This window comes from Paracoccus sp. M683 (genome assembly GCF_007096355.1).
GTDB lineage: Bacteria > Pseudomonadota > Alphaproteobacteria > Rhodobacterales > Rhodobacteraceae > Paracoccus.
Genome location: NZ_VKDF01000007.1, coordinates 35,997 through 57,244, shown reverse-complemented (window position 1 = coordinate 57,244; position 21,248 = coordinate 35,997). Strand labels below are relative to the sequence as shown.

Annotated in this window: 22 protein-coding genes and 1 tRNA gene; 13 read left to right on the top strand and 10 right to left on the bottom strand. The window is 63.8% G+C overall.

Annotated features, from left to right (window positions below):
• The first annotated feature begins 90 nt into the window (after positions 1–90).
• The 4 genes from rnr to FNJ84_RS13945 all read left to right on the top strand — a co-directional run bounded on the left by rnr (position 91) and on the right by FNJ84_RS13945 (position 5,312).
• A complete protein-coding gene (gene rnr, locus FNJ84_RS13960; protein ID WP_143793816.1) occupies positions 91–2,337 on the top strand; it encodes a ribonuclease R in 2,247 nt (748 codons plus the stop codon).
• A 118-nt stretch (positions 2,338–2,455) separates the two neighbouring features.
• A complete protein-coding gene (locus FNJ84_RS13955) occupies positions 2,456–3,907 on the top strand; it encodes an aldehyde dehydrogenase family protein (RefSeq protein ID WP_143793815.1) in 1,452 nt (483 codons plus the stop codon).
• A gap of 54 nt (positions 3,908–3,961) precedes the next feature.
• Positions 3,962–4,342, top strand: a complete 381-nt coding sequence (locus tag FNJ84_RS13950; RefSeq protein ID WP_143793937.1) for a DUF488 domain-containing protein — start codon at positions 3,962–3,964, stop codon at positions 4,340–4,342.
• A complete protein-coding gene (locus tag FNJ84_RS13945; RefSeq protein WP_221931979.1) occupies positions 4,332–5,312 on the top strand; it encodes a DMT family transporter in 981 nt (326 codons plus the stop codon). Before FNJ84_RS13950 ends, FNJ84_RS13945 begins: the two co-directional genes overlap by 11 nt.
• Here the strand turns inward: FNJ84_RS13945 and FNJ84_RS13940 are convergent.
• The 7 genes from FNJ84_RS13940 to FNJ84_RS13910 form a co-directional block, all read right to left on the bottom strand.
• On the bottom strand, positions 5,309–6,220 hold the full coding sequence (locus FNJ84_RS13940) for a hypothetical protein (protein WP_143793814.1): 912 nt from the start codon (positions 6,218–6,220) through the stop codon (positions 5,309–5,311). The genes FNJ84_RS13945 and FNJ84_RS13940 overlap by 4 nt on opposite strands.
• A gap of 94 nt (positions 6,221–6,314) precedes the next feature.
• Positions 6,315–7,016 carry a response regulator transcription factor gene (locus FNJ84_RS13935; RefSeq protein ID WP_143793813.1) on the bottom strand — a complete coding sequence of 234 codons (702 nt, stop codon included), beginning with the start codon at positions 7,014–7,016 and terminating at the stop codon, positions 6,315–6,317.
• Positions 7,013–8,923 carry a PAS-domain containing protein gene (locus FNJ84_RS13930; RefSeq protein ID WP_143793812.1) on the bottom strand — a complete coding sequence of 637 codons (1,911 nt, stop codon included), beginning with the start codon at positions 8,921–8,923 and terminating at the stop codon, positions 7,013–7,015. Before FNJ84_RS13930 ends, FNJ84_RS13935 begins: the two co-directional genes overlap by 4 nt.
• The gene (locus FNJ84_RS13925; RefSeq protein ID WP_143793811.1) at positions 8,920–9,405 is read right to left on the bottom strand and encodes an NUDIX hydrolase; all 486 of its coding nucleotides are present in this window, start codon (positions 9,403–9,405) and stop codon (positions 8,920–8,922) included. The genes FNJ84_RS13930 and FNJ84_RS13925 overlap by 4 nt, the downstream gene beginning before the upstream one ends.
• Positions 9,398–9,673 carry a hypothetical protein gene (locus FNJ84_RS13920; protein ID WP_143793810.1) on the bottom strand — a complete coding sequence of 92 codons (276 nt, stop codon included), beginning with the start codon at positions 9,671–9,673 and terminating at the stop codon, positions 9,398–9,400. Before FNJ84_RS13920 ends, FNJ84_RS13925 begins: the two co-directional genes overlap by 8 nt.
• Entirely contained in the window at positions 9,670–10,560 is an 891-nt protein-coding gene (locus FNJ84_RS13915; protein WP_143793809.1) for an SPFH domain-containing protein, read from the bottom strand. Before FNJ84_RS13915 ends, FNJ84_RS13920 begins: the two co-directional genes overlap by 4 nt.
• A gap of 42 nt (positions 10,561–10,602) precedes the next feature.
• The gene (locus tag FNJ84_RS13910; RefSeq protein WP_255471213.1) at positions 10,603–11,505 is read right to left on the bottom strand and encodes an N-formylglutamate amidohydrolase; all 903 of its coding nucleotides are present in this window, start codon (positions 11,503–11,505) and stop codon (positions 10,603–10,605) included.
• A 126-nt stretch (positions 11,506–11,631) separates the two neighbouring features.
• Here FNJ84_RS13910 and FNJ84_RS13905 point away from each other — a divergent pair.
• From FNJ84_RS13905 to FNJ84_RS13870, 8 genes are all read left to right on the top strand, one after another.
• Positions 11,632–11,706: transfer RNA gene (locus FNJ84_RS13905), tRNA-Val, on the top strand.
• Between the two features lie 78 nt (positions 11,707–11,784).
• The gene (gene ykgO, locus FNJ84_RS13900) at positions 11,785–11,910 is read left to right on the top strand and encodes a type B 50S ribosomal protein L36 (RefSeq protein ID WP_101460224.1); all 126 of its coding nucleotides are present in this window, start codon (positions 11,785–11,787) and stop codon (positions 11,908–11,910) included.
• Positions 11,911–11,987: 77 nt separating this feature from the next.
• Positions 11,988–12,521 (top strand): DUF1643 domain-containing protein, encoded by a 534-nt coding sequence (locus FNJ84_RS13895; protein WP_255471212.1) that lies wholly within the window; start codon positions 11,988–11,990, stop codon positions 12,519–12,521.
• 110 nt (positions 12,522–12,631) lie between these two features.
• Positions 12,632–13,585 (top strand): calcium-binding protein, encoded by a 954-nt coding sequence (locus FNJ84_RS13890; protein ID WP_255471211.1) that lies wholly within the window; start codon positions 12,632–12,634, stop codon positions 13,583–13,585.
• A 154-nt stretch (positions 13,586–13,739) separates the two neighbouring features.
• Entirely contained in the window at positions 13,740–14,009 is a 270-nt protein-coding gene (rpsO, locus tag FNJ84_RS13885; RefSeq protein WP_143793808.1) for a 30S ribosomal protein S15, read from the top strand.
• Positions 14,010–14,156: 147 nt separating this feature from the next.
• The gene (locus FNJ84_RS13880; RefSeq protein ID WP_143793807.1) at positions 14,157–15,488 is read left to right on the top strand and encodes a glycosyltransferase 61 family protein; all 1,332 of its coding nucleotides are present in this window, start codon (positions 14,157–14,159) and stop codon (positions 15,486–15,488) included.
• 205 nt (positions 15,489–15,693) lie between these two features.
• Positions 15,694–17,835 (top strand): polyribonucleotide nucleotidyltransferase, encoded by a 2,142-nt coding sequence (gene pnp, locus FNJ84_RS13875; RefSeq protein ID WP_143793806.1) that lies wholly within the window; start codon positions 15,694–15,696, stop codon positions 17,833–17,835.
• Between the two features lie 84 nt (positions 17,836–17,919).
• Complete coding sequence (locus FNJ84_RS13870; RefSeq protein ID WP_143793805.1) at positions 17,920–18,681, top strand: glycosyltransferase family 25 protein; 762 nt, start codon at positions 17,920–17,922, stop codon at positions 18,679–18,681.
• Here FNJ84_RS13870 and FNJ84_RS13865 read toward each other — a convergent pair.
• The 3 genes from FNJ84_RS13865 to FNJ84_RS13855 form a co-directional block, all read right to left on the bottom strand.
• A complete protein-coding gene (locus FNJ84_RS13865; protein WP_143793804.1) occupies positions 18,668–19,561 on the bottom strand; it encodes a glycosyl transferase in 894 nt (297 codons plus the stop codon). The genes FNJ84_RS13870 and FNJ84_RS13865 overlap by 14 nt on opposite strands.
• Before the next feature lie 10 nt (positions 19,562–19,571).
• Entirely contained in the window at positions 19,572–20,228 is a 657-nt protein-coding gene (locus FNJ84_RS13860; RefSeq protein WP_143793803.1) for a peroxiredoxin, read from the bottom strand.
• A gap of 102 nt (positions 20,229–20,330) precedes the next feature.
• Positions 20,331–20,900, bottom strand: a complete 570-nt coding sequence (locus FNJ84_RS13855) for a TetR/AcrR family transcriptional regulator (protein ID WP_143793802.1) — start codon at positions 20,898–20,900, stop codon at positions 20,331–20,333.
• Between the two features lie 78 nt (positions 20,901–20,978).
• Between FNJ84_RS13855 and FNJ84_RS13850 the strand changes: the two genes are divergently transcribed.
• Positions 20,979–21,197 carry a hypothetical protein gene (locus tag FNJ84_RS13850; protein WP_143793801.1) on the top strand — a complete coding sequence of 73 codons (219 nt, stop codon included), beginning with the start codon at positions 20,979–20,981 and terminating at the stop codon, positions 21,195–21,197.
• Positions 21,198–21,248: the final 51 nt, after the last annotated feature.

Below are 21,248 nucleotides of genomic sequence, written 5' to 3'. Positions count from 1 at the left end.
GACAGGGCCTTTCGGCAATGCCGTTTGCGTCCGGGTCGGCATCATGTGTAATGGCCGCAACCAAAGCCGATACCCGGTCCCGGAGGACGCGTGAGTAAACTACCTGGAAAACAGCAGATCCTCGACTGGGTGGCCGACCACCCCGAGGCAAATTCCAAGCGCGACATCGCCAAGGCCTTTAACATCAAGGGCGCCGAGCGGATCGAACTGAAGCGCCTGCTGAAGGAATTGGAGGCCGAGGGCCATCTGGAACGTCGCCGCCGGCATTATCGCGATGCCGATACGCTGCCGCCAGTGACGGTGGTGCGGCTTGGCTCGCCCGATGCGCAGGGTGATCTTTGGGCGCAGCCGCTGGAATGGCAGGGCGAGGGGCCGGAACCGCGCATTCTGTATGTGCCGCTGGCCAATGATCCGGCGCTTGGGCCTGGCGACCGCTTTCTTGCGCGGCTGATGCCGGTCACGGGCGAGGCCCATCAATATCAGGCACGGCTGATCCGTCGCATCACCATAGCCCCGCAAAAGATCGTGGGGATTTTCCGCAAGGATACCGAGGGCGGTCGGATCGTGCCCATCGACAAGGGCCAGGACAAGGAATGGAAGGTCCGCGCCGATGCAACCCATGGCGCGCAGCCGGGCGAACTGGTCGAGGCCGAACAGATCGGTCCCAAGGGGCGCATGGGCCTGCCGCTGGCTCGGGTCACGGAACGGCTTGGCGATCCCTCCGCGCCGCGTGCCGTCAGCCTGATCGCCATACATCAGCACGGCATCCCCGACGAGTTTCCCGATAATGTGCTGGCCGAGGCCGATGCGGCGAAGCCCGCCACCATGAAGGCCCGCGAGGACCTGCGCCCGCTGCCGCTTGTCACCATCGACCCGGCGGATGCGCGCGACCATGACGATGCCGTTGCCGCCGTGATCGAACCCGATGGCGGCGCGACGATCTGGGTGGCCATCGCCGATGTCGCCCATTACGTCCGCCCCGGCTCGGCTCTGGACCGCGAGGCCTGGAAGCGCGGCAATTCGACCTATTTCCCCGACCGCGTGGTGCCGATGCTGCCCGATGCGCTGTCAGGCGATCTTTGCAGCCTGCATGAGGGCGTAGACCGCCCGGTCCTTGCGCTGAAAATGCGGCTGGATGCGCAGGGCAACAAGACCGGCCATTCCTTTCATCGCGGGATGATGAACAGCCGCGCCAGCCTGGCCTATGAACAGGCGCAGGCGGCGGCGGATGGGAACCCCGACGACCAGACCGCGCCCCTGCTGGACGAGGTGATCAAGCCGCTTTGGCACGCCTATGACCTGCTGAAACAGGCTCGCGCGCGGCGTCAGCCCTTGGATCTGGACCTGCCGGAACGGCGGATCGAGCTGACCGCCGATGGCCGCGTCAAATCGGTGAATTTCCGCGAACGCTTTGACGCGCACAAGCTGATCGAAGAATTCATGGTGCTGGCCAATGTCGCCGCCGCCGAGGAACTGATCCGCCGCCAGCGCCCCTTGCTGTTCCGCGTCCACGAGGAACCGACGCTGGAAAAGATCGACGCTTTGCGCGAGGTGGCGCAGGCCTCGGGCTTTACGCTGGCCAAGGGGCAGGTCTTGCAGACCAGCCATCTGAACAGGCTTCTTGCGCAATCCGAGGGCACGGATTTTGACGAGCTGATCAATATCACCACGCTGCGATCCATGACGCAGGCGTATTATCACCCCGAAAACTTTGGCCATTTCGGGCTGGCGCTGAAAAGCTACGCTCATTTCACCAGCCCGATCCGACGCTATTCCGATCTGGTCGTGCATCGCGCGCTGATCACCGCGCATGGCTGGGGCAACGACGGGCTGTCCGACGGCGAGATCGAACGGCTGGCCGAAACCGCCACCCATATCAGCGAGACCGAACGCCGGTCGATGGCCGCCGAACGCGACACGACCGATCGCTATCTGGCGGCCTTCCTGGCCGAGCGTGTGGGCACCGAGATGCCGGGCCGGATCAGCGGGATCCAGCGTTTTGGCGCCTTTGTGAAGCTGGACGAAACGGGTGCCGACGGGCTACTGCCGATCCGCGAGATCGGCAATGAATATTTCCACTTCGATCCCGATGCGCAAACGCTGATCGGGTCCGAGACGGGCCTTGAAATCGGCCTCGGTCAGCGGGTCACCGTCCGCCTGACCGAGGCAGTGCCGACGACCGGCGGATTGACACTGGAACTGGTCGAGCTTGAGGGGCGGGCCCTGTCCCAGGGGCCCGGTTCCGGCAAGCGTGGCCGGCCCTTGCGGCGCAAGCCGACTCAGGCCCGGCTGGCCGAAGTCAAGCGCGCGGCCAAGCGCAAGCGCAAGCGCCGGTAGATCGGCCTGTTTTCGGCAATCTGTCATCGCTGTGCTGCAATTTGACCGACCCGCCGGCCTTGCGACTGGTCGGCGGTGGTGCCACCCTCTTGCCCGAAGCGAATGACAGGAGGGCGAGATGGCCGATCTGCAAGACAAGCGGAAATTCTATATCAACGGTGCGTGGGTGAACCCCGCCAAGCCGAACGATCTTGAGGTGATTGACCCGACCACCGAAGAACCGGTTGCGCTGATCAGCCTGGGCGATCAGGCCGATACCGATGCCGCCGTCGCCGCTGCCAAGGCAGCCTTCCCGGCATGGGCGGCGACGCCTCCGGCTGCGCGGCTGGCGCTGGTTGAAAAGCTGCTGGCGGTTTATCAGCGCCGGGCACAGGACATGGCGGATGCGATCACGCATGAAATGGGCGCACCGGCCGATATGTCGCTGGATGACCAGACGGCGGCGGGCAGTTTCCACATCCAGACCTTTATCGACAGTTTCCGCGATTTCCAGTTCGTCCGCCCCTTGGGCGAGCACGCGCCGACCAGCATGGTCGCATGGGAGCCGGTGGGCGTCGTAGGGCTGATCACGCCGTGGAACTGGCCGATGAATCAGGTGACGCTGAAGGCGGTTCCTGCGCTGCTGGCCGGCAATACCGTGGTGCTGAAACCGTCCGAGATCGCGCCCCTGTCCTCGGTCGTCTTTACCGAGATGGTCGACGAGGCGGGCTTCCCGGTGGGCGTGTTCAACATGGTCAACGGCGACGGCATGGGCGTCGGCACCCAGCTTTCCGTGCATCCCGATGTGGATATGATCAGCTTCACCGGCTCGACCCGCGCGGGCATCGCCATCACCAAGGCGGCCGCTGACACGGTCAAGAAAGTGGCGCTGGAACTGGGCGGCAAGGGTGCGAACCTGGTCTTTGCAGATGCGGACGAGAAGGCGGTGACGCGCGGCGTGCGGCATGTGTTCTACAACAGTGGCCAGTCCTGCAACGCGCCGACGCGGATGCTGGTCGAGCGGTCTGCCTATGACAAGGCGGTCGAGGTCGCCCGGAAGGTCGCCGAGGAAACCAGCGTCGGTCCCGCCCATCAGGCCGGCGCGCATATCGGCCCGGTGGTCAGCAAGCAGCAATGGGACAAGATCCAGGGCATGATCCAGCAGGGCATCGACGAAGGTGCGCGTCTGGTTGCCGGCGGGCCGGGCCTGCCCGATGGGGTGAATCGCGGCTATTTCGTGCGTCCGACGGTCTTTGCCGATGTGAATAACGATATGGCCGTCGCCCGGCAGGAAATCTTTGGGCCGGTTCTGACGATCATCCCCTTCGACAGCGAGGATGAGGCCGTCGAGATCGCCAATGACACGATCTATGGCCTGACCAACTATGTCCAGACGCAGGACGGCGCGCGGCGCAACCGGCTGGCCCGCCAGCTTCGTTCCGGCATGGTCGAGATGAACGGCGTCAGCCGTGGGCGTGGTTCGGCCTTTGGCGGGGTCAAGGCCTCGGGCCGCGCGCGTGAGGGCGGTCTTTCCGGGCTGGAAGAGTTCATGGACAGCAAGCAGATCAGCGGCTGGGACAACGACGCCTGATCTTGCATCATCTGGCTTCCTGCGGGATCGTCGGTCCCGCAGGAGGTGCAGGTGATGACTCGGCCAATACCAGCGGCAAATATCCGGCTGAAGCGGGCCTATCAGCCCGCGTCGCCCGATGATGGCCGGCGGATTCTGGTCGACCGGCTTTGGCCGCGCGGCGTCAGCAAGCAAAAGGCCGCGTTGGACGACTGGATGCGCGACATCGCACCCAGCACCGAATTGCGCCAGTGGTTCGGCCATGACCCTGACCGATGGGCCGGGTTTCAGGCCCGCTATCGCGACGAGTTGCGGGCCCATGGCGCGGCGCTGGACCATCTGCGCGATCTGGCCCGCGATGGCATCGTCACCCTGATCTTTGGCGCAAGGGACCAGGCCCATAACGAGGCCGTGGTTCTGCGCGATGTGTTGCTGGGGCAAGGAAATGAAGGCTGAACTGACCAAACCGGAAGCAGGGCTGACGGGCGCGGGTGTCCTTTGGATGATCGGCAGCCTGGCATCCTTTATCGGCATGGCGGTCGGATCGCGGGAACTGGCCGATACCATGACCATTCCGCAGATTCTGGTCATGCGGTCGCTTGTCGGGCTGGCCGTGGTGCTGATCCTGGCGCGGCACCTTCTGCCCGAATTGCGCCAGCTGCGCGACATCCGCCTGCATGGTTTGCGTAACCTTGTGCATTTCGGCGCGCAATATTGCTGGACGCTTGGTGTCGCACTGATGCCGCTGGCCGAGGTCTTCGCGCTGGAATTTACCATGCCGATCTGGGTCGCGATCTTTGCCTGGGCCTTTTTGGGTGAGCGGATCGGATTGGCGCGGGTGCTGGCGATTGCGGCCAGTTTCATCGGCGTGCTGATCGTGTTGCGGCCCGGCGCGGGCATTGTCGATCCGGCGGCTTTGTATGTGTTGCTGGCGGCGGCGGGTTATGGCGCATCGGCGGTGTTCGTCAAAAGGCTGACGCGCGGTTCCTCGCCGCAGGTCATTGTCGTCTGGATGGTGCTGATGCAGCTGCCGATGGGGCTGGTGCTGCTGGGCTTGCAGGGTGGCGCAATGATGCCGGTGCCGGCCGATCTGCCCTGGATCCTGCTGGTCGGGATCACGGCGCTGAGTGCGCATTACACCATGGCAAGGGCGCTGCGGGTGATGGATGCCTCGGTCGCCATTCCGATTGATTTCCTGAGGGTGCCGCTGATCGCCCTCATTGGCTGGCTGCTATACGCGGAACCGATCAGCGCGGCGGTGTTCATCGGGGCGGCGGTGATATTCGGCGCCAACCTGCTGGCCATGCGCAGCGAGGCACGCAACAGGCGGGCCGAGATCGCGATGGCGGATGCCGGGGCAGAGGTGGCGGCTGGCGCTGTCGTCGCCGCCGATGCCGAGGCCGGCAAGGATGGCGGCCCGCGTTAGCCGGCAGGCCGTGAAAAGCGGCGCAGCGTCGGTTCGTGGCAGATGACATGGCGGTCATACATATGCACCACCGGCAGCAGGCTGCCGTCACGTCGGCAGATCGCGTCATCGTCGCGCATGGTGATCGAGGCAGCCACCACCTCGGCCCCGGCAAGCGTTGCGACCGGGCCATAATTCGGACAGATGGCGACATCGTCGCCGAACTCGTCCAGCAGAACCATGCGATTGAAGATTGCCTGTTCGATCTTGCCAAAGGGCGAGGCGGCGATGCGATCGGTGAAGCGATGGGTCACCCGCCGCAACGCGCCGATCTCGCCGATCACGGTGCCGATGCAGATCGGCGTTCGATCGCGGATCTGGTCATATTCCTTTTGGCCATAAGCCTCGACATACCAGCGGCTGTTCCAGCTGTCGGGGCTAAAGCCTTCGCCATCCTCGCACAGATTGACCCGCTGCGGATCGACATGGGCAAAGACATCGTCCTGAAAGACCACGTCCTTGGTATCGGCCAGCATGACATGGCTGTAATTGGGAAACAGGTCCAGCACCCTGCGATAGGCGAACCAGCGTGCCAGTTGCGGGTGGTGCCATGTCTCAAGCATGGTCAGATAGCCTTCGTAAAGCTCGGGCGGCTTGCCGATGGCGCTGCGCGACAGCAGGCGCAGGGAATGCAGATAGACCCGGTTCCAGATCTTCGCATATTTCCCGGTCGAGGGGCGATAGTTGTTCGGGGTCGAAATGGCGATCGTCCCGGTCTCGGCCAGCAGCGGTTCGATCCCCGCGGTCGCGTTGGTCAGCAAGCCGATATCGGCCTGTTCCGCCGTCCAGACATCGCGGGCCGAGCGGGTGAAAACTTCCAGCGATTCAACGGTCTGGTTGGTGCCAAAACCCAGGATCAGCTTTTTCAACGGGTTCTCCTTGCCGGGGAATGGATCGGGTCCGGGCCGAACGATCAGTTTAGCCTGCAAGCGGAAGGGGTCAAATGTTTCGGTGCGCCGGGGGCTATTCCACCTCGGCCAGGAAGATATAGCCCGCGCCATAGATCGTCTTGATCAGGCGGGGGTTTTTCGGATCCTCGCCCAGCTTGCCGCGCAGCCGCGAGATGCGCACGTCCATGGCGCGGTCGAAGCTTTCGCCGGCGCTGCCGCCAAGCGCCTCCAGCATCTGATTGCGGGTGATCAGGCGGCGCGGGCTGTCGACGAAGATGCGCAACAGCTCTGCCTCGGCATGGCTGATCGGGGCTTGTGCGCCATCGGGACCGATCAGCATGTAGCTGTCAAAATCGGCGGTCCAGCCGGCAAAGCGGATGCGGTTGCCCTGACGATCGGCGGGGGTGGCGGGCTTGCGCAGCCGGGCGCGGATGCGGGCCACGACCTCGGCCGTTTCAAAGGGCTTGATGATATAGTCATCGGCCCCCAGTTCCAGCCCGGTCACCCGGTCCTGCACCTGTGCGCGGCCGGAAATGATGATGATCGCGGCGCCGGATTCGGTGGCCAGACGATGCACCAGCGCCAGCCCGTCGCGATCGGGCAGGCCAAGGTCGATCAGGCAGGCATCGGGGGTGATGCGGCGCAGCGCGGCCTCGAATTCCGTGGCACGGGCAAAGCTGGCGGTGCGGAAACCCGCATGTTCCAGCGCCCCGGCAAGGATGCGGCGGATTTCGGGCTCGTCGTCCAGAATGGCGATCAGCGGGGCGTCACTCATGCCGCACCTTGTGGCCTGTCGCGCAGGTCGTGGCAACCGACATCGGCAAGGACGGTGGCCAGACGGTTTGGATCGACGGGTTTGGTGATGACCGGCCAGCCGGCATCGGAGCGCAGCGGGTCGCCGGGGGGCAGGGCTGTCATCAGCACCAGCGGCAGGCCGGCGCCGGCAAGATCCAGACCCAGCCCGTCGCCAAGTTGAAGGTCCGAAAGGATCATGGTCAGGCCCGGCAGATCGGTCATGGCGCGGGCCTCGGTCAGGCTTGCGGCCTCGATCACGGCATGGCCGAGGCTGGTCAGCATGGCGCGCACGTCGGTGCGGATCGTATCGTCATCCTCGACCAGCAGCACCATTTGCCGGGTTACGCGCCGCAGCGGCAGGCGCAGGGTGACGCGGGCGCCGGTGCCGGTATTGTCCAGCCGCAATGTGCCGCCGGCCAGCTTGGTCTGGTCATAGACCATCGACAGGCCCAGCCCCGAACCCTGCCCCTGCTTGGTCGAGAAGAACGGCTCGGTCGCGCGGGTCAGCGCCTCGGGCGAGAAACCGGGGCCGCTGTCCTCGACCGCGATCCGCAGCCAGCCGCCAGCCGGCCGGGCGGTGACGGAAATGCGGCCCCAGGCCGGCTCCAGGCTGGCCAGCGCGGCATTGGCATTCAGGATCAGGTTCAGCAGCGAATCCTGCAAGGCGCCGGGGTCCAGCAGCAAGGGGCCGGGGGGCAGGTCGCAATCCAGACGCAGGGTCACCCCCTCGGCCAGCGAGGGGCGGGCCAGTGCCGCGACCTCGTCCAGCAGGGCGGGCAGGTTGACCGGCTGAAATGACAGGTCGCGCGGCAGGCTGATGCTGGCAAGGCGGCTCAGCAAGGTCACCCCGCGCCGGGCGGCGGCCAGCGTCGCCTGCACATCCTCGGCCGCGCTGGCGGGCAGGGACTGTTCCGCCAGCCGCCCTTGCAGGCCAAGGATGATGGTCAGCAGATTGCCGAAATCATGCGCCATCCCCGAGGTCAGCCGCGCCGCAAGGCTGCGTTTGCCGGCATGGCTGATGGCCTCGCGCGCCTCGACCTCGGCGCTGACATCGGTGGACAGGGCATAGACGCCCTGCCCGGTGCGGTCGGGGGTCAGCGCAATGCGGATGCGGCGGCCAGATGGCTGATGGGTGATTTCGAAGACCTGCGGCTCGCCCGTCATCGCGCGGTCCATGAAGGGGCGCAGCTGGGCAAAGGTTTCGGGGCCGAGGGCCTGTTCGACGGTCAGGCCGATGATTGACTGATTGGTCGCGCCGGTAAAGACCATCGGCTGCTGAAGATTGGAAAAGGTATAGCGGTAATCCGCATCGGCATGGGCGATATGGGCGGGGACCATTTCGGTCACCTGCCGAATGCGCGCCTCGCTGCGCATCAGGACGCGCTGCGCCTCTTGCAGGGCGGCGTTGGTGGCGGCCAGTTCGCGATTGGCGGCCGACAGGCGCTCGGCATGGTCCAGCACCTGACCCGACAGTTCCTCGGACCGGGCGCGCAGCAGCGATTCCTGGCGCTTGATGTCGGTGATGTCGGTATAGACGGTGATCCAGCCACCCTGGCCAAGCGGCGCGCCCTCGACCGCGATCCACTGGCCGTCCGGGCGCTGGCGTTCGAAGTAATGCGGCTGGAAGGTGCGGGCCTGTTCGACGCGATAGGCGACGGCGGCATCGGTGTCGTCCTGCGCGCCATATTCGCCGCGCTCGACCAGAAAGCGGATCGTATCCTCGAAACTGGTGCCGGGGCGGGTCAGCGCATCGGGCAGGTCGAACATGGCCTTATACTGGTTATTGGACACGGCCAGCCGCAGATCGGCATCAAAGATCGACAGGGCCTGACCGATAAGGTTCAGCCCCGACCGGGTCAGATCGGCATGCAGCTCGTCAATGGTCATGGCACCGGATTCTGCCCGGATCGCGTCCTTTTGCAAGCGGTGGATACATCGCCCAGCAGGGTGCGGATCCAGCCCGGAAAATGCGGAACGGCGCGCGGATGGGACAGATATTCCGCCAGGGGCATCATCCGCCATTCCTGCCCCTCGTCGCCAAACCGGATCGAGGCCACCTCGGCATGGGTGATCCGACCCGATAACAGCCAGGCAAATCGGCCAGGAAACTGAACCGAGGCAAAGGCCCGCGCCGCCAGACGGTCCGGCGGCAGGACCAGGCCAAATTCCTCGTTCAACTCGCGCAGGCCGCATTGCAGCGGTGTTTCCAGCCCCTCGCGGCCACCGCCGGGCAGATCCCAATGCGCGGGAAAGGGGATATGGGCAAAATCGTCGCGCAGACAGGTCAGCAGCGCGTCATCGCAAGTCAGCAGCAGCTTGGCGCCGGTAAAGGAACCCGCGTCGGCGCTGCTGCCGTCATGGTCAGTCATTGTCGTTGATGTCGCGATCCCAGATGCGGACCTGGCCTTTCTGAACGCCAATCGCGCGGCGCAGGATCAGCCAGATCACCCCCGACAGGATGGCGGTCACGACCAGCGCCACCGGCAAGCCGCCGGTCCAAAGCCCGGCCAGCAGGGCCAGGCCCATGATGGCAACGGCCAGCGCGATGCCCATGAACAGCCAGCCCGGCAGAGCCAGTTCCAGCAGCGCCAGCACCAGCGCCGCGATCAGCCACAGCCAGCCGTTGTCCCACATCATTTGCGTGCCCCGGTCAGCAACCGGAAGGCATCGCCAAAGGCATCCAGCGCCGCGGCCGGCAACAGCACGGTCTGCTTGCCATCGCCGTTGCCCACGGCGGTCAATGCATCCACCTGTTTCATCGCCACCTGATATTGCGCGGCCTCCAGCCCGCCCTTGGCGATGGCCTCGGCGATGGCGGTGGTGGCGAATGCTTCGGCCTCGGCCAGAACGCGCTTGGCCTTGGCCTGCTGTTCGGCGGCGTAAAGGTCACCATCAGCGGCCAGTTCGACGGCCCGGCGCTTGCCCTCGGCCTCGGTCACCTGGGCGCGGCGGGCGCGTTCGGCATTCAATTGCTGTAACATCGCGGAGCGGGTGGCGTCGTCCAGATTGACGTCCAGGATCTCGGCGCGCGTCACCTCGATGCCCCAGTCATCGACGACATTGGCCAGCGAATCGCGGATGCGTTCGATCAGATGGGCGCGGTTGGACTGAACCTGATCCAGTTCCATCGTGCCGATTTCGGACCGCACGATGCCGGCGACGGTGGTGGCGATGGCGGCGTCGACGTCGCGGATGCGGTAGACGGTCTTTTCCGGCTCGATGATGCGATAGAAGACGCTGGTTTCGACCTGCACCAGCACGTTGTCGGCGGTGATGGCATCCTGCCGGTTGGTCGGCAACTGGCGTTCGAGAACCGAGATCTTATGCGCGACCTTGTCGATGAAAGGCGTGATGATATTGATCCCCGGCCCCAGGACCGCGCGCAGCCTGCCAAAGCGTTCGACCACGTATTTCTCGGATTGCGGCACGATGCGGACGGCCGAGCTGATCGCGAAGAAGATGACGATCGCAAGGATGATCAACGCGGCGTTCCGCGTGAAAAGGTCGATAAGTTCCTGGGGCATGTCTGTTCCTTGTTAAATGACAGAATGGTGACTGGAAAAACACTATTCGGCAGCGACCGAGCTGCCGAAGGACCCGCCGCTGTCCAGCGTCGACAGCGCGCGCACCATGCCGGCAACACGGGCGGCAAAGATCCCGAAATCGGGGCGCGGGGTGATTGTGGCCTCGTCCATGTAAAGGCTGCGGTCGATTTCCAGCTGCACCACATGGATATTGCGTTCCGGCCGGCCATAGGTCGAGGCGATATAGGCCCCCGAGAAGGGCGAATTGCGTCGCACCCGCCAGCCCTGATCCTGACAGGCCTGGGCGATGGCATCGGTGACGCGGGCGGATGCCGATTTGCCATGCCGGTTGCCCAGCACGATATCGGGACGCGGCGCCGTCAGATGGTTCAGCGCGTCATGCGGCATCGAATGCATGTCGATCAGGATCGCTTGGCCAAAGCGGTGCCGCGCCTCGTCGATCAGCCCGGCCAGTGCGCGATGATAGGGCTGCCAATAGGCCGCCAGACGGCGTTCGGCCTCGGCCCTGGGCATCGGCTGATCGTGAATGATCCGGCCCTGCGACACGACGCGGGGAATTACCCCCAGCCCGGCCATGGTGCGCTGGTTCTGGGGATTGCGCGGGATGTCGCGAATGATCAGCGGGTCCAACTCGTCCGCGCCACGGTTCAGATCGACCATGGCGCGCGGATAGCGGGCGCTGATCGTGACGGCCCCCGAATCGGGTGCGCCGGCGATCATGCGGTCGACAAAGGCATCCTCGGAGGAACGCAACAGGTTCAGCGACAGCCGGGTCGAGCCAAGAAACCAGTCGGGATAGACGCAGCCGGAATGCGGCGACCCGAAGATCACCCCACTGGCCCAGTGTCTGGGCCGGATCAGCGTATAGGCCGTGCTGTCATCGGTCATCGGGTCGGGATCCGCCTTCTGGTCTTTCCTTGTCATCCTTATAAGGGTTTCCGAATCCGCGCCAATACCACTTGAAACCCCCCGATCACCCCTATATAGGCACACGGACCGACGCGGTTTCGGCCTGTTTTCCCAGTGATGGCAGGCAGAATCAGCAAGGTGGGGCGGTTAGCTCAGCGGTAGAGCACTACGTTGACATCGTAGTGGCCACTGGTTCGATCCCAGTACCGCCCACCATTTTATTCGCGCCCCCGGTTGGCCGGGGGCATTTCGTTTTCAAGGCGCCGTCGCGGCGCCGACTGTAGGAGAAGACCTATGAAGGTTGTCAACTCGCTCCGGTCGCTGAAGAACCGTCACCGCGACTGCCAGGTTGTGCGTCGCAAGGGCCGGATCTACGTGATCAACAAGACCAACCGCCGCTTCAAGGCCCGTCAGGGCTAAGTCGCGGATCGCACCCGAATACGAAACGACCCGCCCTGACCGGCGGGTTTTTTCATGGCCGATAAGGGGGACGGTTTGTGGCAAGGGTCGATCCGGCATATGTGATCCGTCGCCACCGGGCAGATGGGCGGCGGTCCTGGGCAGCCTATTCAGCCTGCGGGGCCTATCGCTATGGCCTGATGCGGCGATGGGGGCCGGTGCTGGGGCCGGTGCTGCTGTATGTCATGCTGAACCCCTCGACCGCGACCGAGGTTCAGAACGACCCCACCATCGAGCGCTGCGAGCGCCGCGCCCGCGCCTTGGGCTTTTCCGGGCTGGGCGTGGTGAACCTGTTCGCCTTTCGCGCCACCCGCCCGGCTGATCTGAAGCGCGCCGCTGATCCTATTGGCCCGCTGAATGACGCTGCGATCCGCACAGCAGCCCGGCGTGCCGACCAGATCTTGTGTGCCTGGGGCGTCCATGGTCAACATCTGTGTCGCGATGCCAGGGTGCGGGCCATACTGCGCGGGCAGGACCGGCCGATGCTGCATCTGGGCCTGACCAATGCCGGCGCGCCCCGTCATCCGCTATATGTCCCCTATGCCCGCCCGTTGCAGCCCTGGGACGATTAACTGTTTATTAATTAAGTCACTTCGCGCCGTGCCGATTCGAGAATATGTTGACTGTGCCGGTGTGTTTGGGCGTTGCCTGAGGTGTTGATATGTTGATGATCGCGGGATTGATGAGCCTGCTGCTTGTCGGTGTTGCAGTAGATATCAGCGCCACAAGCATGGCGTCGGATGACGATGACGATCTGCCCCCCGCTGATGCCGACGATACCGCCGAGGGCGAGGTCCTGGATGACAGCGACCAGGGCGATGACGGTGATCAGGGCGAAGATGTCTCGACCGAGATCCCCGACCCCGAGATCGAGGATGAATCCGACGATCAGGTCTTTGAAGGAACGGATGATTTCGACGCGCTGATGGGCTATGGCGGCAACGACCTGTTGATGGGGCATGGCGGGGCCGACGACCTGCGCGGCGGGCAGGGCGACGATACCTTGCGGGGCGGCGCCGGCGATGACTGGATCCAGGGCGATTCCGATTACGGTCCGGGCGGTGACGACCTGCTGGTCGGTGGTACCGGTCATGACTCGCTGGCGGGGCAGGGTGGCAACGACACTGTGCGCGGCGGCCTGGGCAATGATACGATCCGCGGCGGTGACGGTGACGACCTGCTTTTCGGCGGTGCCGGAAACGACTGGATCGACGGCAATGATGGCGACGACACATTGATTGCCGGGCCGGGCGAGGATGATCTGGCCGGGGGCGCGGGCGATGACCTTCTGATCGGGAATCGTGGCCCCGAAACGGCCTGGCTGCATGGTGGCGATGGCGATGACACGCTGATGCCCGGCGCCGGCGATTTCGCGGAAGGGCAGGCCGGCGCCGATCTGTATCTGCTGAACCCGACCGAGGGCGCGTTGCCGGTCATCGCCGGTTTCGACGGTGCCGAGGACGAATTGCAGGTGCAACTGCCCGATCATCTGGCCGAGGATGCGCGGATTGAACTGGTCTCTGACGAAGATGGCTCGGTGCTGGTTCAGGTGAACGGGCAGTCGGTCGCGCGGCTGATCGGCGCGGTCAATACCGGGCATGTCGAGGTCACGATCAGCCGGACAATTCCCGGCTGAGACGACCAAGCAGCCGCGTCACCCCTTTCCTTTTCGCCCGATTCCCCGTATAGGCCCCCATCCGCCGGTCCGAATCTGGCGGAAAACTCCATGGGCCTTGCTGGACGACATCCCGGCCTGCGCCATAACCCTTTGATCCGAAAAGGAGACCCCGATGTCGATCACGGTTGAAGAAAAGAACAAGGTCATCAGCGAATTCGCCACCAAGCCCGGCGATACCGGCTCGCCCGAAGTGCAGGTTGCAATCCTGACCTCGCGCATTTCCACGCTGACCGAGCATTTCAAGACCCACAAGAAAGACAACCACAGCCGCCGCGGGCTGCTGATGATGGTCGCACAGCGCCGCAAGCTGCTGGACTATCTGAAAGGCAAGGATGAGGGCCGTTATCAGGACCTGATCAAGCGTCTGGGCATCCGCCGCTAAGCTTCCGGTCTTTCCGGTTTGCAACGCCCGTGCCGAAAGGTGCGGGCGTTTTGCTGTCTGCCCCGCAGGGCGTGGCCAGCATGTTGCGTGCATGGCGGCGCTTCGCTACTAGCTGGCAGACGGAGTTGTTGGTGAGGTGTCGGGCCGATGGTTGCACGTCTGCAAGCGGTTGACCGGGGGCCAGATGAGGCCTTTCTGGTTCCGGGGCTGCATCCGGGCGTCACGTTTGTCGGCCAGCCAACCTGGCTGTGGCGCGAAACGCCGCGTAACCCGATCCAAGTCATCAATTGCGCCGAGGACGCGGATGATCAGGCCTTCGTCACGCGCGATCTTGCCCGCACGGTCGAGCAGTTGGGCGAAACCCTGATCGAGTTCAACAGCGTCGCCGCCCTGTTGGCGCAACCGGGTTTCGAGCGCGGGCTTGTCACCGTGGGCGGGCGCTATCTGTTGTCGGGCAGCGCGGGGCTGCGGGCGCGGACGAAATACTATCTTGCCGACAAGTCGCGGCATCGTGACATGGCCAGGTTCCTGTTCGCCGGAACGCGCGAACAGCCGGGTAAGGCACTAAGCTGGACTGCGGATATTCCAGACGGGGTCGATATCTGCCTCGATTGCCGGAATTTCACCAATTACTATCATTTCATGGTCGAGGTGATGACCGCCCTGCACAGCATCCAGAATGTTGCCGCCGGACGTAAGATCAGGATCCACAGTCCCAACCCCAAGGTGACGGCAAATTCTTTCGCGATGCGTCTGATCGCCGAGTATTTTCCCGACATCATGGATTCTGTCGAGATTGTTAATGATATCAATCAGGTGTCCTATGATGCCTGCCTGTTCCCGTTTCTGACGGATCATCTGTATTATCTGCTGGCATCCGACATCTGGGGCCAGACCGATGGGCATGATTTCCTTCAGCCCTTTTTCCAGAAGGATCCGGCCAGCCTGACGGGCTTTAACCAGATGCGGTTTCACAAGATGGATGGCCGTCTTGTCGCGCTGCGCCAGCATATGCTGGCCGTTGCCGGCCCGGATGGGGCGGGGCTTCCGCGCAAGGTGCTGGTCGACCGGAAACCTGACGACCGGGGCGCGCGAACCCCGGATCGCTGGGCGGACATGACGCGCGAACTGATGGCCGCCGGTTTCGAGCGCGTGTTTTTCGAGGAACTGCCACTGAAGCAGCAGGTCCAGTTGGTCAACAACGCCGAGACCGTGGTTGCCGTCCATGGTGCCGGTGTCACCAACATGATGTTCGCGGGCCAGCGCACCCGGTTCATCGAAATCGGCAACCGGGAAACCCTGGGCGGCAGGTTGGCGGCCTTTGCCCAGCTGGCGCAGGCGTCGCGCTGTGATTATCGCCTTGTCGTGGCGGATCAGGCGGCACCCGAATACACCTCGACCGGCAGGAAGCAGCTGTCTCGTATCCGGCTGACAGATCGCTCGATCGCGGCGGTCCTTGCGGCCGCGCTGTCGGACTGATCGGCCTGGCCTGCAGGTTCCGGGCAGGTTCCGGGCCGCAGGTTCAACGCCCTTTCCAACCTTGCCGATTTCCTGTATGGCCGCGCAATCTGTGACGTAGCGCCCGGCCTCTGGGGCGACGCATAAGGATTCAGGGGCGGCGGCAATGGGGCCGCGATTTGAACAGGGGCGGCCGGAGGGCCGGCGCGTCCCGAGAGGAAATCAGATGTTTGATGAAGTGAAGAAATCAATCCAGTGGGGTCAGGAAACGCTGACGCTGGAAACGGGCAAGGTTGCCCGTCAGGCTGATGGCAGCGTCATCGCCACGCTGGGCGAAACCAGCGTCATGGCCAACGTGACCTTCGCCAAAGAGCCCAAGCCCGGTCAGGACTTTTTCCCGCTGACCGTGCATTATCAGGAAAAATACTACGCCGCTGGCAAAGTCCCCGGCGGGTTCTTCAAGCGCGAGGCGCGCCCGACCGAGAAAGAGACGCTGACCGCGCGTCTGATCGACCGTCCCTGCCGCCCGCTGTTCGTCAAGGGCTTCAAGAACGAAGTTCTGGTCATGTGCACCGTGCTGTCGCACGACCTGGTCAACGATCCCGATATCGTGGCGATGATCGCCGCTTCGGCTGCGCTGACCATTTCGGGTGTGCCGTTCATGGGCCCGATCGGTGCGGCGCGTGTTGGTTTTGCCAATGGCGAATATGTCCTCAACCCCGAAGTTTCGGACATGGACCAGCTGCGCAACAACCCCGAACAGCGTCTGGATCTGGTCGTTGCCGGCACCAAGGACGCCGTGATGATGGTCGAATCGGAAGCTTATGAGCTGACCGAGGAAGAAATGCTGGGCGCCGTGAAATTCGGCCACGAGCAGATGCAGCCGGTGATCGACCTGATCATCGACTTCGCCGAGGACGCCGCGAAAGAGCCGTTCGATTATCAGGCTCCCGATTACAGCGTGCTTTATGCCCGCGTGAAATCGCTGGGCGAGGCCGAGATGCGCGCCGCCTATGCGATCAAGGACAAAAGCGATCGCCGCGACGCCATTCAGGTGGTGCGCGAAAAGATCGTCGCCGGTCTGACCGAGGATGAACTGGCCGACGCGAACCTGGGTTCGGCGCTGAAAAAGCTGGAATCGGCCATTCTGCGCGGTGACGTCATTGCTGGCGGTGCCCGCATCGACGGTCGCGACACCACAACCGTTCGCTCCATCGACAGCGAAGTTGGCATCCTGCCGCGCACCCATGGCTCGGCTCTGTTCACTCGTGGCGAGACGCAGGCGCTGGTCGTGACCACGCTGGGCACCGGCGATGACGAACAGATCATCGACGCGCTGCACGGCAATTTCCGGTCGAACTTCCTGCTGCATTACAACTTCCCGCCCTATTCGGTCGGCGAGGTTGGCCGCGTGGGTTCGCCCGGCCGTCGCGAGATCGGCCATGGCAAGCTGGCCTGGCGCGCGCTTCAGGCGGTTCTGCCGGCTGCAACCGACTTCCCTTACACCATCCGCGTCGTTTCCGAGATCACGGAATCGAACGGCTCGTCGTCCATGGCTTCGGTCTGCGGCGGTTCGCTGTCGATGATGGATGCGGGCGTGCCGCTGAAGGCGCCGGTTGCTGGCGTTGCGATGGGTCTGATCCTGGAAGATGACGGCAAATATGCGGTCCTGACCGACATTCTGGGTGACGAAGATCACCTGGGTGACATGGACTTCAAGGTTGCCGGCACCGCCGATGGCATCACCAGCCTGCAAATGGACATCAAGGTTGCGGGCATTACCCCGGCGATCATGGAACAGGCCCTGGCGCAGGCCAAGGATGGCCGTTTGCACATCCTGAACGAGATGGCCCATGCGCTGAGCGAAGGCCGCCGCGAGTTCTCGGCCCATGCCCCGCGCATCGAGACGATGACCATTCCGACCGACAAGATCCGCGAAGTGATCGGCTCGGGCGGCAAGGTCATCCGCGAGATCGTCGAGGTTTCGGGTGCCAAGGTAGACATCAATGATGACGGTGTCATCAAGATCGCCTCGGCCAATGCCGATTCGATCAAGAAGGCCTATGACATGATCTATTCGATCGTGGCAGAGCCGGAAGAAGGCCATGTCTATACCGGCAAGGTCGTGAAGTTGGTCGATTTCGGTGCCTTCGTGAACTTCTTCGGCAAGCGCGACGGTCTGGTCCATGTGTCCCAGATCGCCAACAAGCGCCTGGGTCATCCGTCAGAAGTGCTGAAGGAAGGCCAGGAAGTGAAGGTCAAGCTGCTGGGCTTTGACGATCGTGGCAAGGTTCGTCTTGGCATGAAGATGGTCGACCAGGAAACTGGCGAAGAGATCGACGAGAAGAAGGAAGAGACGGCCGAGTAATCGTGCTGGACCTGTCCAACGGACCGATGTGATAAAGATGGCCTCGGAGAAATCCGGGGCCATTTTTTTGGGGGGTAGGGTGCGATGAAATCCGAGGCGCAGGCGTTCTTGTCGGTTTTCGACCGCATCTATGTGATCAACCTGGCCCATCGCGACGATCGGCGCAGGGAAATGCAGGCCGAGCTGGGGCGCATCGGGCTGGGGCTTGACCATCCTTCCGTCACCGTGTTCCAGGCCAGCTTTCCCCCCGATCCGGGTGCCTTTCCGACGCGCGGTGCGCGGGGATGCTTTGAAAGCCATCTGCGGCTGCATCAGCAGATTCAGCAAGACGGCGTCAGCCGGGCGCTGATCCTAGAGGATGACGCCGATTTCGCGCCCGGTTTTGCCGACCGGCTGGCAGCCATCACCGACGATCTGCATCGGCTGGACTGGGACCAGTTCCTTTCGGTCTCGCCGCAGGTGCCCCAGCCCGGTGATGAAGAGATCGGCGCAGAACTGCTGCGCCTTTCACCGCAGCACCACTTTCCTCTGGCGCATTTCATGGGTGTCAGCGCCCGTTTTTCTGAACTTGCCATTCCCTTCCTCCAGGCGATGCAGGCCCGGTCGGCGGGCGATCCGGCGGGCGGGCCGATGCATGTCGATGGCGCTTATGGCTGGCTGCGTGCGGCGCATCCCGAACTGATGGTGCTGACGACGCGCGCACCATTGGCCGTTCAACGCTCCTCGCGCAGCGATATTGCCGACCTGCCGGTCTGGGATCGCGTGCCGGGTGTGCGGCAACTGGCTGGCTCGTTTCGGCGCTTTCCGCCGCTGGTCGCGCTGATGCGCCGGATCAGAGGCCACTAGTCGGCGGGTTGTCCAGGCAATCATCGCGCGGGATGCCGACCTTCAGCAAGGCTGAAACCGGCGAAGCACAGTGCAGCGCGATGCCGCGCTTTTCGGCGTTCTGGCGCGCCAGTGCAAACCCCCCAAGAATGCGGTCCAGACCGGCGCTTAGCCCCGAGGGCGCCTGGTCCGCGCCCTCGTAAAAGCGCGGTTGGCTGTCATTCGTCAGGTCGATGCCGGCAAGCAAAATCCGGTCCGGTCTGGCGGCCAGCGCGAATTGCAGGCCCGAAAAGGCGACGGTGCCGGTGATGACCACACCAAGATCGGGCCTGATCGAAAAGGCCCCGTCCCGCTGGCGGATGACGACATCGCGCAGCGCCGGATCGGACAGCGCGCGACGCCGGCCGCCGACGGGCTTTTCCAGATTGTCGATCAGCGCCACCTGACGATTCTTCAAAGGTGCGGCGTCGCGTTCTGCCCAGGCCCTGATCGCGGCGGCGGATAACAGCAGCGGAACGTCGCGGGGCAGGGCGGCCAGCATCGCATGGTGGCGAAAAACGAAACGCTCATCCTCGACCGCGACGGCAAGTGGCCGGATGCGGCTGGCAAGGCTGGCCGCGCCATTGCACAGGATGGCGGATCCGGGGCCAAGCCTCTCGATCCGCTGAGCCTTCAGCGACGGGCCAGAGCCGACCACGGCGATCAGCGGCAACTGATCGGGTATGATTGCGGCAGGCGCGGCAAGCTGCAACAACGGCTGGCCGCGCCAGATCACCTGGCCCGAGGGCCGGTCAACGGCCAGGCCGGGCCACAGATCCTGCCGATGCGCAAGGTCCCGCCCCAGCAGTTGAAAGCCGAGGCGGACAAGCTTGCGCGAAACTGGCCGGTCCGAGCGGCCCATGGCCAATGGCTCAGGCCGGGTCCTTGGCAAAGCGCAGATAGGGCAGCTTCTTGTCCAGCTTGCCATATTTCGCCTCGGCCGCAGCATCGTCCAGCGCCAGGGCGACGATCACATCCTGACCGGGCACCCAGTTTGCTGGCGTGGCCAGCGGCACGCCGTCGGTTTTCCGCACCGCATCCAGCGCGCGCAGGATTTCCGCGAAGTTGCGGCCGATCGACATGGGATAGGTCATGGTCAGCCGGACCTTCTTGTCCGGGCCGATGATAAAGACGCTGCGCACGGTGGCTGAATGGGCGGGCGTGCGGCCCTCGGTCGGCAGATAGTATTCGGCGGGCAGCATGTCATAGGCCTTGGCCACGGTCAGATCGCTGTCGTCGATGATCGCGAAATTCGCTGGTGCGCCGGCGAATTGGGCGATGTCATTCTTCCATTTCAGGTGGTCGTCGACGCTGTCGACCGACACCCCGATGACCTTGGTGTTGCGCTTCTCGAACTCGCCCGCCAACTGCGCCACTGCGCCAAATTCGGTGGTGCAGACCGGGGTGAAATCGCGGGGATGGCTGAAGATGATCGCATAGCTGTCACCAAGCCAGTCGTGAAAGTGAATCTCACCCTCGGTCGAATTGGCGGTGAAATCGGGGGCAATGTCGTTGATGCGCAGGGACATGGGAACGTCCTTTCCGTTGATTGCGTCGGCCACAACATAGGCCCCCCGCGCAGGATTGCCAGAGCCAAGCCGATGCATCGCGGCGCTGTTCGCGCGGCCAGTCTAGCCCCGCAGATCGACCAGAACGTCGCGCACCAGTTCGCCGGCCTGATCGGCGGGGGGCAGCGTGTCGTTCAGCAGCAGATACCACATCATCGAAATCACCCGCTGTTCGGCGCGTTCCAGCGTCAGGGCGGGGTTCAACTGGCCGCGTTGATGGGCGCGGCGCATGATATTGTCCAGATGCAGCCAACGTTCGCGCCTTTCGCGCGACAGCGCCGCGCGCATCGTGTCATCGGTCTGGGCCTCGGCGATCAGCAGCCTCAGCATCGGGGCCAGCGCCTCTTGCCCGTCACCGCCATTCCACTGGTGCAGCATCTGGCTGAAATAGGCGGTCAGATCGCTTTCCAGATCGCCGGTATCGGGTTCGGTCAGGCCGGACTTGGCCTGCGAATACAGCGCCAGCAACAGATGCCCCCGGCTTGGCCACCAGCGATAGACCGTGGCCTTGCCCGCGCGCGCAAGCCGGGCCACCCCTTCCATCGTCAGGTTCTGATAACCCTCCTCGGCGATGATCCGGGCGGCGGCGGCCATCACCGAGTCCTCGGTCGCGCGGCGCGGTTTTTCGGGCATCGAATTGCTCCTTGAATAACGGAACGCTCCGTTCTATATCGTCGAAAACGAAACGTATCGTTCCATTGGGTATCTGCCATGTCCGCCTCTGCCGTGCAACCGTCACGCATCCGCTTTGCCTTGCTTGTCTTTGCCTTTGTCTATCCGCTGGTCACGGTCGGGCTGATGATCCTGACGCCACTGACCGAGGGATGGCCGCTGTTTCTGCGGACATTGATCCTTGTTCCCATCATCGTCATTGCGATGGTCTGGCTGATCATTCCGCTGATCCATACCCGCTTGCGCCACCTGCTTTAGGCGGCGGACTTGCCCCTAGACAATGCGGGGGCAGCGGCGCAATCTGCCGCT

Excerpts from the sequence above, each read along its gene's own strand:
- FNJ84_RS13955 (WP_143793815.1), top strand. The coding sequence starts at position 2,456 with ATGGCCGATCTGCAAGACAAGCGGAAATTCTATATCAACGGTGCGTGG.
- FNJ84_RS13950 (WP_143793937.1), top strand. The coding sequence starts at position 3,962 with ATGACTCGGCCAATACCAGCGGCAAATATCCGGCTGAAGCGGGCCTAT.
- FNJ84_RS13945 (WP_221931979.1), top strand. The coding sequence starts at position 4,332 with ATGAAGGCTGAACTGACCAAACCGGAAGCAGGGCTGACGGGCGCGGGT.
- FNJ84_RS13935 (WP_143793813.1), bottom strand. The coding sequence starts at position 7,016 with ATGAGTGACGCCCCGCTGATCGCCATTCTGGACGACGAGCCCGAAATC.
- FNJ84_RS13930 (WP_143793812.1), bottom strand. The coding sequence starts at position 8,923 with ATGACCATTGACGAGCTGCATGCCGATCTGACCCGGTCGGGGCTGAAC.
- FNJ84_RS13925 (WP_143793811.1), bottom strand. The coding sequence starts at position 9,405 with ATGACTGACCATGACGGCAGCAGCGCCGACGCGGGTTCCTTTACCGGC.
- FNJ84_RS13920 (WP_143793810.1), bottom strand. The coding sequence starts at position 9,673 with ATGATGTGGGACAACGGCTGGCTGTGGCTGATCGCGGCGCTGGTGCTG.
- FNJ84_RS13915 (WP_143793809.1), bottom strand. The coding sequence starts at position 10,560 with ATGCCCCAGGAACTTATCGACCTTTTCACGCGGAACGCCGCGTTGATC.
- FNJ84_RS13910 (WP_255471213.1), bottom strand. The coding sequence starts at position 11,505 with ATGACAAGGAAAGACCAGAAGGCGGATCCCGACCCGATGACCGATGAC.
- ykgO (WP_101460224.1), top strand. The coding sequence starts at position 11,785 with ATGAAGGTTGTCAACTCGCTCCGGTCGCTGAAGAACCGTCACCGCGAC.
- FNJ84_RS13890 (WP_255471211.1), top strand. The coding sequence starts at position 12,632 with ATGAGCCTGCTGCTTGTCGGTGTTGCAGTAGATATCAGCGCCACAAGC.
- rpsO (WP_143793808.1), top strand. The coding sequence starts at position 13,740 with ATGTCGATCACGGTTGAAGAAAAGAACAAGGTCATCAGCGAATTCGCC.
- FNJ84_RS13880 (WP_143793807.1), top strand. The coding sequence starts at position 14,157 with ATGGTTGCACGTCTGCAAGCGGTTGACCGGGGGCCAGATGAGGCCTTT.
- pnp (WP_143793806.1), top strand. The coding sequence starts at position 15,694 with ATGTTTGATGAAGTGAAGAAATCAATCCAGTGGGGTCAGGAAACGCTG.
- FNJ84_RS13870 (WP_143793805.1), top strand. The coding sequence starts at position 17,920 with ATGAAATCCGAGGCGCAGGCGTTCTTGTCGGTTTTCGACCGCATCTAT.
- FNJ84_RS13865 (WP_143793804.1), bottom strand. The coding sequence starts at position 19,561 with ATGGGCCGCTCGGACCGGCCAGTTTCGCGCAAGCTTGTCCGCCTCGGC.
- FNJ84_RS13860 (WP_143793803.1), bottom strand. The coding sequence starts at position 20,228 with ATGTCCCTGCGCATCAACGACATTGCCCCCGATTTCACCGCCAATTCG.
- FNJ84_RS13855 (WP_143793802.1), bottom strand. The coding sequence starts at position 20,900 with ATGCCCGAAAAACCGCGCCGCGCGACCGAGGACTCGGTGATGGCCGCC.
- FNJ84_RS13850 (WP_143793801.1), top strand. The coding sequence starts at position 20,979 with ATGTCCGCCTCTGCCGTGCAACCGTCACGCATCCGCTTTGCCTTGCTT.